The organism is Caballeronia sp. GAWG2-1, assembly GCF_023631405.1.
In the GTDB taxonomy this organism is placed as follows: domain Bacteria; phylum Pseudomonadota; class Gammaproteobacteria; order Burkholderiales; family Burkholderiaceae; genus Caballeronia.
On sequence record NZ_JALQDD010000038.1, the window covers coordinates 70,615 to 82,562 of the forward strand.

The 11,948-nt window shown below is 62.4% G+C and carries 12 protein-coding genes; 10 read left to right on the forward strand and 2 right to left on the reverse strand.

Annotated elements, in window-relative coordinates:
• Positions 1-193 precede the first annotated feature (193 nt).
• From NCR98_RS24705 to NCR98_RS24745, 9 genes are all read left to right on the forward strand, one after another.
• Positions 194-1,054, forward strand: coding sequence for a transporter substrate-binding domain-containing protein (locus tag NCR98_RS24705; RefSeq protein WP_250527602.1), 861 nt, complete (start codon positions 194-196; stop codon positions 1,052-1,054).
• Entirely contained in the window at positions 1,024-1,797 is a 774-nt protein-coding gene (locus NCR98_RS24710; protein WP_404989385.1) for an ABC transporter permease subunit, read from the forward strand. Before NCR98_RS24705 ends, NCR98_RS24710 begins: the two co-directional genes overlap by 31 nt.
• Positions 1,784-2,551 (forward strand): amino acid ABC transporter permease, encoded by a 768-nt coding sequence (locus tag NCR98_RS24715; RefSeq protein WP_250527603.1) that lies wholly within the window; start codon positions 1,784-1,786, stop codon positions 2,549-2,551. Before NCR98_RS24710 ends, NCR98_RS24715 begins: the two co-directional genes overlap by 14 nt.
• 416 nt (positions 2,552-2,967) lie before the next feature.
• On the forward strand, positions 2,968-3,996 hold the full coding sequence (locus tag NCR98_RS24720) for an ABC transporter substrate-binding protein (RefSeq protein ID WP_250527604.1): 1,029 nt from the start codon (positions 2,968-2,970) through the stop codon (positions 3,994-3,996).
• Positions 3,997-4,057: 61 nt separating this feature from the next.
• A complete protein-coding gene (locus tag NCR98_RS24725) occupies positions 4,058-5,554 on the forward strand; it encodes a sugar ABC transporter ATP-binding protein (RefSeq protein ID WP_250527605.1) in 1,497 nt (498 codons plus the stop codon).
• Positions 5,551-6,513: an ABC transporter permease gene (locus NCR98_RS24730; protein ID WP_250469233.1), complete on the forward strand. Its 963-nt coding sequence runs from the start codon at positions 5,551-5,553 to the stop codon at positions 6,511-6,513. Before NCR98_RS24725 ends, NCR98_RS24730 begins: the two co-directional genes overlap by 4 nt.
• Positions 6,510-7,481, forward strand: coding sequence for an ABC transporter permease (locus NCR98_RS24735; protein WP_250469234.1), 972 nt, complete (start codon positions 6,510-6,512; stop codon positions 7,479-7,481). Before NCR98_RS24730 ends, NCR98_RS24735 begins: the two co-directional genes overlap by 4 nt.
• Before the next feature lie 26 nt (positions 7,482-7,507).
• Positions 7,508-8,416, forward strand: coding sequence for an SMP-30/gluconolactonase/LRE family protein (locus NCR98_RS24740; RefSeq protein WP_250527606.1), 909 nt, complete (start codon positions 7,508-7,510; stop codon positions 8,414-8,416).
• Positions 8,417-8,442: 26 nt separating this feature from the next.
• On the forward strand, positions 8,443-9,465 hold the full coding sequence (locus tag NCR98_RS24745) for an ABC transporter substrate-binding protein (RefSeq protein ID WP_250469236.1): 1,023 nt from the start codon (positions 8,443-8,445) through the stop codon (positions 9,463-9,465).
• 70 nt (positions 9,466-9,535) lie between these two features.
• On the opposite strand, the gene NCR98_RS24750 is transcribed toward NCR98_RS24745, so the two are convergent.
• Positions 9,536-9,829 carry a hypothetical protein gene (locus NCR98_RS24750; RefSeq protein WP_250527607.1) on the reverse strand — a complete coding sequence of 98 codons (294 nt, stop codon included), beginning with the start codon at positions 9,827-9,829 and terminating at the stop codon, positions 9,536-9,538.
• A gap of 109 nt (positions 9,830-9,938) precedes the next feature.
• Between NCR98_RS24750 and NCR98_RS24755 the strand changes: the two genes are divergently transcribed.
• Complete coding sequence (locus NCR98_RS24755; RefSeq protein WP_244830902.1) at positions 9,939-10,904, forward strand: GlxA family transcriptional regulator; 966 nt, start codon at positions 9,939-9,941, stop codon at positions 10,902-10,904.
• Between the two features lie 25 nt (positions 10,905-10,929).
• Here NCR98_RS24755 and NCR98_RS24760 read toward each other — a convergent pair whose 3' ends face one another.
• On the reverse strand, positions 10,930-11,886 hold the full coding sequence (locus NCR98_RS24760; protein ID WP_250527608.1) for a quinone oxidoreductase family protein: 957 nt from the start codon (positions 11,884-11,886) through the stop codon (positions 10,930-10,932).
• Between the last annotated feature and the right edge of the window lie 62 nt (positions 11,887-11,948).

The following is an 11,948-nucleotide window of genomic DNA, read 5'->3' on the forward strand; positions in this document are numbered from 1 at the left end:
CTCTTGAGTGAGAGGCCCATTGTAGGAATGGCGCGATGCTTTCCGAACGAAGCAATCTTCACAACCTTATATGCGGCGTGACGGCGCTTTTCTCGGCGCGTGCTTTCCTTAGCAGATCAGATTCGTTTGCAGCGCGCGGCGCTGTGCCTACGCTAGCGTGTCCCGCAACTCGAACATGCAAGCCGAGGCTTCGATGTCATCTGCCGTATCGCTTCAATCTTCTCTTATTTTCAAGCTCAAGCGCGCGACGCTCGCCGCGCTGACTCTCGCAGGCGTCAGCGCAGGAACGGCGCACGCGGATGCCACGCTCGATCGCATCGACTCGCGTCATGAGATCGTCGTGGGCGTGATGATCACAGGCGGTCCATTCGGTTCCATCGATCCAGCCACGCAAAAGCTGCGCGGCTTCAATGTCGATCTGGCGCAGGACATTGCGAAGCGTCTGAACGTGAACGCGCAACTCGTTTCAGTGCAGCCTTCCACGCGCGTGCAGTTCTTGCAGCAGGGCAAGGTGGACATACTCGTCGCCAATATGGAATTCACCGAGCAGCGCGGCGAGATTCTCGATCATGTCGCGACGCCTTACTATCAAGTGGGCGGCACGGCGATCACGGCGAATACGAGCGGCATCATGCGGTGGGAAGATCTGCGCGGCAAACCGGTTTGCATCTCGCAGGGCAGCAGCTACATCAAACCCGTGGTCGAAAAGTATGGCGCGATTCCGCGCGCGTTTCCCGGCGCGGCCGAGTCCTTGCTCGCACTGAAGGGCGGCAACTGCGTGGCCGCGGTTCACGATGCCGCGCCGCTGCTCTATCCGCTGCAACAGCGCGATCCCGAGTGGCGCGCGTATCGAACCTTGCAGCCCGAACTCGCGCCCGCGCCTTCGGTGATCTGGGTGCGGCAGGGCGAAAAGGACACGGCCGCACGTATCGATAGCTTCGTGCGCGACTGGCATCGCACAGGCTGGCTGATCGATGTCGAAGCGAAGAACGGTCTCACCCCGCCATCGCCCGCGCTCGCGCAATGGCACACGACGCAGGTGTCGTCGAAATGACATCGTTCGCGCACGAGTTGATTGCACGCGCGCAGCACGCGGGACTCGACTACCGCTTTCTGCTCGATAGCTACGATCGCGCGTCGTTCGTGAGCGGCATCGGCTTATCGATCGGCATCGTTGCGGCGACGCTGCTCGGCAGCGCAATCGTCGGCGTGGTCTTGCTCGTGGCGTTGCGTTCGAGCAGCGCGTTGCTCGAAGGCATTGCGCGCGGTGTGATCGAACTCACGCGCAATACGCCGACCATCGTGCAACTGTACTGCGCGTTTCTCGTGCTCAATACGCTCATCACGCAGCATCTGCAGGCGCATGGCGCGGACAATCCGCTCAAACCGTTTCTGTGGGTCGTGATCGTGCTTTCGATCAACAAGGGCGCGTTTCATGCCGAAGCGCTGCGCGCCGGTTTCGATGCCTTGCCGCGCGAAACGCTCGAAGGCGCGGACTCGCTCGGCTTCTCGCGCAAGACGCGCTTCTTGCGCGTGGAGTTGCCGCTGGCGTTACGCGCGGCGCTGCCCGCGCTCGTCAACAATGCGGTGGAACTGGTCAAGGCATCGGCGATTGCATCGGCTATCGCGGTCGGAGACATCACGTATCAATCGATCATGATCTGGACGCAGCGCGACAACGTACTCGCGTTGATGCTGCTGATACTCGCGTTCTTCTACGCGCTCACGGCGCTCGTCAACGTGTCGGGCCGCTGGATAGAGCGGCGGCTTGCGGTGCCCGGTTATGGTCAGCGATAGACCCGGCGCCTATGCGGGCGCGACCATCGCCGTGGCCGCGCTCGTGCTATGGCTCATGGCGCCGCGCGATATTCCCGGCGCGCAACTGCTTGCCGATTTCGTTCGATGGCTGCCCGCGTTGCTGCATGGCTTCGCAATCAATGTCGCGGTGAGCATCGGCGCGTTGACATTCGGCACGGTGCTGGGTGTGTTCGTCGGTTCGCTCTCGCTGGCTCGCGGTATCGTCGGCCGGGCGGCGCGACTTTGGGTGCAGGCGTTTCGCAATGCGCCGTGGCTCGTGCTGATTTTTTTTACGACCTATGTGTTTCCGTTCGAGTTCGATCTCGGCGGACTTATCGTGCCGTTTCCCGACTGGCTCAAGGTGGTTGCGGCGCTCGCGCTGCCGGCGAGCGCGAATATTGCCGAGGTATTTCGCGGCGCGGTGCAGTCCATTCCCTCCACGCAATGGGATGCCGCCGGTTCGCTCGCCATGTCGCGCCGGCAGATTCTCTTGCTGATCGTGCTGCCGCAATGCATGCGCCGCATGCTGCCGCCATGGATGAACGTCTACGCGATCATCACGACGGGCACGGCGCTGTCATCGCTCGTCGGCATTCACGACGTGCTCGATACCGCGCAGATCGCCAGCACGACGGTCGCGCATTCGAGCTTCACCGTGCTCATGTACATGAGCGCGCTCGCGTTGTTCTTCGTTTATTGCTATCCGGTGACGCTCGCGACCCGCGCGGTCGAGCGGCGCCTGCGTTCGCGCTAGGCTTATCTTCGTCAGGCGCGGCGTTGCCCGCGCTCCGCGCTCGCGGAGACATCTCCTTACCCGTTCCGTTAATCGAATTGCGCGAGCCAAAGGCAGTCGTTATACTGCCTCGGCGGTATAGTGGCCTGACCACTGCAATTGGCCTGACCGCGACAGACAAAGGTAATGGCAACTCCTGGCAAGCATCGCACCGGCATTCGCGCCCGTGCGCTTACGAAAGGCGTGTGATCATGATGTCGTCTCAAACCCTCGGCCTCGCCCCGCGCAACGCCCGCACTTTTCTCGAACAGTCGTGCCATTCTTTATCCCTCGACACAGAGGGAGGGCCGAACGCGCCCTGATCGTCCATACGCATTCGGCCTGACAAAACGCTAATTCAATCAACGATAGCAGGCGACATGAAAGGAGACACAAGGATGTTCCGCAATGGAAAGACGGCCGCGCTCGCGCTGGCCTCATGCCTCATCGCAACCGGTGCGCACGCGCAAGTCGCAACCGGCGATACCTCGCAGAAGAAGATCGCGTTGTCCAACAGCTTCGGCGGCAACGCCTGGCGGCAGTCGATGCTGAAGAGCTGGAACGCCGTGTCGGAGCAGGCGGTCAAGGACAAGAAGGTCGCCGCCGCGCCCGCGTTCACCACGGCGGAGAATCAGGTCACGGAGCAGGCGCAACAGGTGCAAAACCTCATCCTGCAAGGCTATAACGCCATCGTGATCGATGCCGTCTCGCCCACCGCGCTCAACGGCACCATCAAGAAGGCATGCGCGGCCGGCGTGGTCGTGGTGTCGTTCGACGGCATCGTCGATGAACCCTGCGCGTATCGCGTCAACTTCGACTTCAAGGGCTGGGCGGAACAGGGCGTCGATTTTCTGGCGCAGCGTCTCAACGGCAAGGGCAATATCCTCGAAGTGCGTGGCGTGGCCGGCATCTCGGTCGACAACCTCATGCATGAAGGCGTGCTCGAAGGCATAAAGAAGCATCCGGGCATGAAGCTCGTCGGCTCCGTGTATGGCGACTGGACGCAATCGGTCGCGCAAAAGGCCGTGGCGGGTATCTTGCCGACGCTGCCGCAAGTGGATGGCGTCGCGACCGAAGGCGAAATGTCCTTCGGTATCGCGCAGGCGTTCAAGGCAGCCAATCGCCCGACGCCGCCGATGATTATCGGCAGCACGTATCCCGAACTCAACTGGTGGAATGAGCAGACGAAAGCCGGCTATCAGTCGCGTTCGCTGTCGAATCCGCCGGGCGCGGTGAGCTTTGCTTTCTGGGTCGCGCAGCAAGTGCTGGCAGGCAAGAAGATCCCGAAGGAAGTGACCATCAACGTGCCGCTGCTTGAAATCTCGCAACAGGAATTGCCCGCGAAGCTCGCGGCGACGCCACCGGGCGGCATCAGCGATGTCACCTACACGTTGCCGCAAACCGTCGCGCTGCTCGACAAGAAGTGATCTCCATGGCGGCGCATGCCTGCAAGGGCCGCGCCGCTTTCTCCACACATGGAGCACGTGAATGAGTGCAACTTTTGATACCGGTAACAGCGGCGGCACCGGTCATGCCGGCAAGCGCGCCGCGCTGATTCGCTTCGAAGGCATCGGCAAGACGTTCGGCCGCGTGCGCGCGCTGGCCGATGTCGATTTCACCTTCCTGCAAGGCGAGTGCGTGGGTATTGCCGGGCATAACGGCGCAGGCAAGTCCACACTGATGGCCGTGCTCGCGGGCGTGTACGAACCGACGCAGGGCACCATCGAAGTGGACGGCAAGAATGCCGAAGGCTACGACGCCAACTCCGCACGCGATGCAGGCGTGCGCTGCGTGTTCCAGGAACTGTCGCTATGCGCGAACCTGACCGTCGCCGAGAACATGTGCGTCGTGCACCCGCAATTGCATGGACGCGGCTGGCGGCGTCGCGCCACGGCGTTGATGCGCGAGAAGCTCGAAGAGATTTTTCCCGGCAATGGATTGAAGGGCAATGAGCTCGTTTCTGATCTCACCCTCACGCAGCAACAGATGGTGGAAATCGCGCGCGGCTTCACGGTGACGGATGCGCCCGTGCGCCTCGTGATTCTCGACGAACCGACGTCTTCGCTCGATGCTCACACCGCCGACCAGTTGCTTGCGTTCGTGCGCAAGGCGGCGCAAAGCGGCATTACGTGTCTGCTCATTACGCATATGTTGGGCGAAATAGAGCGCGTGGCGGACCGCGTGATGGTCATGCGCGATGGCGGTATCGTCAGCGTGCTGGGCCGTGACGATGCGAAGCGCGAATCGATCATCCAGGCGATGGGGCAGCATCTCGAAGCCGACAAGACGCCGGGCACGGTGCGCGAACAGAACGCGCGCAATGACGAGCGGCATTTTCGCTGGACGCTGGGTGCCAAACGCGAGACATCCGTCGATGCCGCGCGTGGCGAAGTCGTCGGCTTTGCGGGACTTGCGGGACAAGGGCAGACCGAAGCGTTGCTCGCCATCTACGAAGCCGCGACGAATAATGCGAGAGTCGCTTTCGTGGCGGGCGATCGCGCTCGCGACGGCGTGTTCCCGGTGTGGTCGATTGCGCAGAATTTGGACTTGCGCTGGCTTGCGGGCGGCATGAAACGCGCGCGCGGTCTGGTCGATTTCGCGGCGGCCCGTGAAGTGGTCGAAGCATGGCGCGCGAAGATCGGCATACGCGGTGCGTCGATGAACGCGGGCATTTTGTCGCTCTCGGGCGGCAATCAGCAGAAGGTGCTGTTTGCCCGCGCGCTTGCATCGAATGCGGAACTCATCCTGATGGACGATCCCACACGCGGCGTCGATGTCGGCACGAAACGCGACATCTATCAGCTCGTGCATGCGGAAGCCGCGAAAGGCCGCACGTTCATCTGGTACACGACCGAAAACGAGGAACTGTCGCACTGCGACCGCACTTACGTGTTCCGTTCGAGTCACGTCACGCGTGTGCTGCATGCGGACGAATGCACGGAAGAAGCGCTGCTCGCGGCGAGTTTCGAGGAGCAAGCAGCATGACGCCCGCCAGTAGTAACACCCGCGCCAACGCATCGAATACGCAAGCACGTTTGCGCGCCTTGCTTCCCGCCATCTCGCTCGTCGCCGTGTTGGTGCCGATTCTCGTCATGCAGCCCACGGTGATGAGCTACTTCGGTTCCAGCCTGCTGCTGAATCTCGCCGTGCCGATCGTGCTCGCCACGCTTGCGCAGCTTGCGATCATCACCGTGAACGACCTCGACCTTTCCATCGGGCCATTCGTGAGTCTCGTCGCGTGCATCGGCGCGACGCTGCTCGTAAAGACGCCGTGGCTCGGCGCGTTGACGCTCGTCGGTTGCGTGCTCGCATATGCGGCTGTCGGCGCGCTCATCGAGTTGCGCCAGATACCGTCTATCGTCGTCACGCTCGGGCTTTCGTTCGTGTGGAGCGGCCTTGCAATCGTGCTCTTGCCGTCGCCTGGCGGCACGAGTCCCACGTGGCTCGGCAACGCAATGAATTATCAGACGCCCTTCATCGCCGCGCCTATCGTGTGGTCGGTGCTGATCGCGATCATCGGTCACTTGCTGCTCATGCGCTCGTCGGCGGGCGTGCGCATTCGTGGTGCGGGCGGCAATCCGCGCGCAATGCGCCGCTTCGGCTGGTCGCTCGTGCGCAGCAAGGCGACACTGTATGGCATAGCGGGCGTGTTCGGCGTCCTGTCGGGTCTGTCGCTGCTCGGTCTCACCACTTCCGCCGATGCCAACCTTGCACTGCGTTACACGCTGCTTTCCATCGCGGCCGTGATCCTCGGCGGCGGCGAATTCGTCGGTGGACGCGTGTCGGTGATCGGCGCGGTGCTGGGTGCGATCACGCTGACGCTCGCGGCATCGTTCCTCGCGTTCCTCAACATTTCGTCGGACTGGCAGGTCGGCATGCAAGGCGCGATTCTCATCGTCGTGCTTTCGTTGCGCGTGCTGCTGCAACGTGGAGAGCGCCGATGAACACACTCGCGGACAAGAATGGAAGCACCTGGACGCGCCTCAAGAGCATTCAGGCGCCCTGGGCCTGGTCGTTCGTCGGCGCGGTGCTGGTGTGGTTCGCCATCGTCGTGATCTTCGGCTTCGGCATTGCGAGCAATGTCGCGCAGACCGCGCTCACTTACGGCGTCTTCATGGTGCTCGTCGGGCTCGGGCAGATGCTCGTCATCACGTCGGGCGTGGGCAATATCGACTTGTCGGTGCCATCGACGATAGCGCTTGCGGGCGTCGTCGGCATGCACGTGATGGGCGGCACGAACGGCGGCATTGCACTCGGCATCGCGGCGGTGCTGGGCGTGGGGATCGTGATCGGCCTCGTGAATTACGCATTGATTCGCTTGCTGCGCATTCCGCCGATCATCGCCACGCTGTCGTCGAGCTTCATCATTCAGTCGGTCGCCATCACGCAAGGACGGCAACTGCCACCGCCGCCTCCCGCGCTCGGAGCCTTTGCGACGGGACGCTTCCTCAACGTGCCGTATATCGCGCTCGTGGCGCTGGTTCTATCCCTCGTGCTGGGCGTGCTCTTGCATCGCGCGGTGTATGGGCGCCAGCTTTCCGCTATCGGTCAGAACTCGCGCGCGGCATGGCTTGCGGGCGTGAACGTGCATCGCACGCGCTGCATCGCGTACGTGCTTTCTTCGATGATCGCCGCGCTCACGGCCTTGCTGCTCGCTTCGGTATCGGGCGGCGCATCGCTCGACATGGGCGTGGAGTACATGCTCATATCGATTGCGGTGGTCGTGATCGGTGGCACGCTCGTGACAGGCGGCAAGCCGACCATCACGGGCGTGTGGGGCGCATCCATGTTCCTCTTTCTCACGAATGCCGTGCTCAACGCGGTAGGTGCGGATGCGGGCGTGCGCTCCATCGTGTATGGCGTGCTCATCATCGCGGTGACGGTGGCCGCGGGCGGCAAGGTGGTGCGCTGAAACGGATTCAAAAAAGGAGGAGACACATGAAGTCAGGAGAGTTCGAGATTCACGACGCGCGTTTCAAGTGGCTGATGCAGGGCAATGCGCCACTGCAGAAGATCACGGGCGATTGTCTGTGGGCCGAGGGTCCGGTGTATTTTCCGGCGGCGGACATGCTCATCTGGAGCGACATTCCCAACAACCGCATGTTGCGCTGGGCGCCGGGCATGGGCGTGGGCGTGTATCGCGCGCCGTCGAATTACAGCAACGGCAATACGCGCGACCGCGAAGGGCGGCTCGTGAGTTGCGAGCATGGCGCGCGCCGCGTGACACGCACGGAGCACGATGGCGGCATCGTCGTGATTGCATCGGAATACGAAGGCAAGCGGCTCAATTCGCCGAACGACGTCGTGGTCGATTCACACGGCGCGATCTGGTTCACGGACCCCGATTACGGGATCATGAGCGATTACGAAGGGCATCGTGCGCCAAGCGAGATCGGCCGATGCAACGTGTATTGCGTCTCCCCCGACGACACGCACGTGCGCCTGGTTTGCGATGACTTCGTCAAGCCGAACGGTCTTGCGTTCTCGCCGGACGAGTCATTGCTGTACATCGCCGATTCGGCGGCATCGCACGACGACACCGCGCCGCGTCATATCCGCGTGTTCGATGTCGCGAAGGACGGCGCGCTGCGCAATAGCCGCGTGTTCGTGGACATGCCAAGCGGCGTGCCGGATGGCTTGCGTCTGGACGAACATGGCAATGTCTGGACGAGCGCGGAAGACGGCGTGCACTGTTATGCGCCGGACGGCACGTTGCTCGGCAAGATACTCATTCCCGAAGTGGTGGCGAACCTGACCTTCGGCGGGTTGAATCGCGATCGCTTGTTCATCGCGGCGACTTCTTCACTCTATTCCGTGGCCGTGAGCGTGCGCGGCGTCGGACGATAAAGACACATCTACAAGGAGACAGCAACGTGAAAACAGTATTGTCGTTTCTTGCCGGCGCCTGCTTCGTGGCGTTGTCGGCAAGCGCATCGGCGCAAGTCGCGACGGGCGATACTTCGTCGCTCAAGATCGCGCTTTCGAACAACTACGCGGGCAATAGCTGGCGTCAGCAGATGTTGAAGAGCTGGTCGAACGTGGCGGACCCGGCTGTAAAGCAAAAGGTCGTCGCGGCCGCACCCACCTTTACGACCGCCGAGAGTCAGGCGACCGAACAGGTCCAGCAGATTCAGAATCTCATATTGCAGGGCTTCAAGGCCATTGCCGTCGATGCCGTCTCGCCCTCCGCGCTCAATGGCGTCATCAAGCAGGCGTGCGGCGCGGGCGTGACGGTCGTGTCGTTCGACGGCATCGCGACCGAACCGTGCGCGTATCGCATCGCCGTGGATTTTCAGGGCATGGGGCGCATGCAGGTGGATTATCTGGCGAAGCGTCTGAACGGCAAGGGCAACTTGCTGGAAATTCGCGGGCTCGCGGGCGTTTCCGTGGATGACGAGATTCATCAGGGTATCGTCGATCAGCTCAAGAAGTATCCGGGCCTGAAGATCGTCGGTTCGGTGCATGGCGACTGGACGCAAACCGTGGCGCAGAAGCAGGTTGCGGGTATCTTGCCGACCCTGCCGCAGATCGATGGCGTGGTCACGCAAGGCGGCGATGGCTTCGGTACGGCGCAGGCCATCAAGGCGGCGGGCCGGCCGACGCCTATCATCATCCTCGGCAACCGGCAGGAAGAACTGGCGTGGTGGGCGGAGCAGAAGAAGACCGGCTACGAGACCATGTCGGTGACCATTCCGCCGGGGGCTTCGTCGTTTGCGTTCTGGGTCACGCAGCAGGTGCTGGCCGGGAAGAAGATTCCGCACGATATCCGCATGCCGGTGCTCGAAGTGAAGCCTGAAGAACTGGACGCGGTGTTGGCCAAGACGCCAACGGGCGCACTGGCTAACAAGGAATACACGCGGGATGAGGTCGTCGCGGTGATCGACGGAAAGAAGTAGACGTTTGCGAAGTAGCGTGTCGAAGGGCGGCCGATGAATGGCCGCCCTTCGACTTTCATGACGCGCCTGATCAGCCCTTCTGAATCAACCGCCCAAGCGGCGCGAGCGGACCCACCGGAATCAGGTCGAAAGTCATGAAACCGCCTTCGGTCAGCGGCAGCGCGCCGACTTCCGCTCGGGCCGCGTCGACCGATTCGACGTCCATCAGAAACATCACGCCCGGACGGTCCTGACGGAACCAGAATTGCTCGATCTTGCCATCGAGATAAAGCTGCAGGGTATGCGGAACCTCCTTCGGCATGATCCTTTGCTGCTGCTCCGGTGTGGGCGGATTGGTGGTCGATCCAACTGCGAATACCTTCATGGGTGAACTCCTTCCTTGACTGCGTTGCGATGTACAACGGAGCTCACTGTAGTCTTAGGGCGCAAAAACCGGTATCGTCGCAAATGCCAACTTTGAGGGCATTTACGCCATGCGAATTTCAATCGTCGCTTTGGAAGGCCTGTTCGATACCGGGCTCACGGTCCTGCTCGATGCGTTCACGCTCGCCAACAAGTTCTCCGCTCAGGCCACGGGCGGTGCGCCTCGGTTCGATGTTTCGCTGGTCGGCGTGCGCAAGAAGGTCCGCTCGGCGCAGGGATTCGGCATTCCGGTTCGGCCGGTTGCAGCCGACCTGAAGCCCGACTGGGTGATCGTGCCGGCATTGAGCACCGGCACACCCGAGTTGCTCGTTCCCGCGCTCGAACGGCCGGATGTGAGAAAGGCCAGAGCGCAACTGCTGCAATGGCACGACGAGGGCGCGCTTATCGCAGCGTCGTGCATCGGCACGTTCCTGCTGGCGGAAACCGGGCTGCTCGATCATCGCGAAGCGACGACGACCTGGTGGCTCGGTCCGTTTTTCCGGCAGCGCTATCCGCATGTGCTGCTCGACGAATCGCGCATGCTCGTGCCGACCGATGTGGGCGTGACGGCCGGCGCGGCACTGGGACATCTCGATCTGGCGTTGTGGCTGATCCGCAAGGCAAGCCCGGAACTCTCGAATCTGGTGTCGCGTTATCTGCTTGCGGACCTTCGCTCCTCCCAAGCGCCTTACATGATCCCCAATCATCTGGCGCAAGCCGATCCGCTCATTCTGCGTTTCGAGCGATGGTCGCGAGAGCACCTCAAGTCAGGCTTCTCGCTTCAGGAGGCCGCCAGCGCGCTCGCGACGAGCACGCGTTCGCTGCAACGCCGGTGTCAGGACGTGCTCGGCAAGTCTCCGCTCGCGTACTTTCAGGATCTGCGGGTGGAACGCGCGCAGGCGCTTTTGCATGGCAGCGGTCTCGACCTCGAAGCTATCGCGGCCGAAGTCGGTTATGTCGATGGCGCAACCCTGCGCACGCTCTTGCGTCAACGCCTGGGACGCGGTGTGCGAGACCTTCGCGCGGACTTGCGCTGAGAGCGGTGCGCCGGGACTTTGAACTTCAACGCATGGCGAACACCGTGCGCTGTTTGTTGTCGTTGCCGTCCCAGTGCTCGCTCAACTGCGAGAGCGGCACCGCTTTTGCATCGACACGTAATGCTCCCGATGCAGCCGCGTTCAGTACCGCCTTCACGCATTCGAGCAAGCGCGGCAGTGCAACGCTGCCGATCCCGCTGCCCATCAACGTGATTGCAGTGGAACGCAGCACGGCGCCCGGCAAGCCGATCTCGGCGCCGCCAATCGAGCCGATCTGTATGAAGCGCAAGACACGGCCATCGTCCAATGCTTTCGCGGCGGCGATCAACAAGGCACGCGCACCAGGACCCCAGAGATAGTCGAGCACGATATCGACGCCTTCCGCGAACTGCGCTTCGAAAGCACGCGACATCGCATCCTCGTTTTCATCAAGGGCGATCGTGACATCGGCGCCGGCTTCGCGCAGCGCGTCGAGCACCGCCGCGTTGCGTCCTGTCGCGATGATCTTGCCCGCACCGAGATGCTTCGCTATCTGCACCGCGAGTTGTCCGGACGTGCCCGTCGCACCGTTGATCCACACGGTCTCGCCCGCGACGAAGCGTGCACGCTCGGTAAGCGCGGCCCACGACGACATGCCGGGAATGGCGATGGCAGCGGCGGTCACATCATCGATTGCATTGGGCAGCGGCGCGCAGCGTGGTTGCGGCACGAGCGTGCGTTCGGCCATCGCGCCGAAGGGCGCAGACGGATTGAAGAAATAGACGCGCGTGCCGTCATCCAGACGCCCGACGCCGTCCACGCCCGCGACGAACGGATACAGCTTGCCCGACGAGTAATGCTGTCCCAACGCCTTGGCGCGGGCGAGCTGGCTGAGCGCGGCGGCACTGACCTGAACGATGTGGTGTTCCGGCGTTGCGACGGGTTCGGCGAAGTCGCCGTAGAACGGTTGTTGTCCTGCTGCGTTGACGATTGCGGCTTTCATAGTGCCTCCGTGACGAATGCATCCAGTCTAGCCATGCGAGCGCGGCCAATCTCCGGTATAAA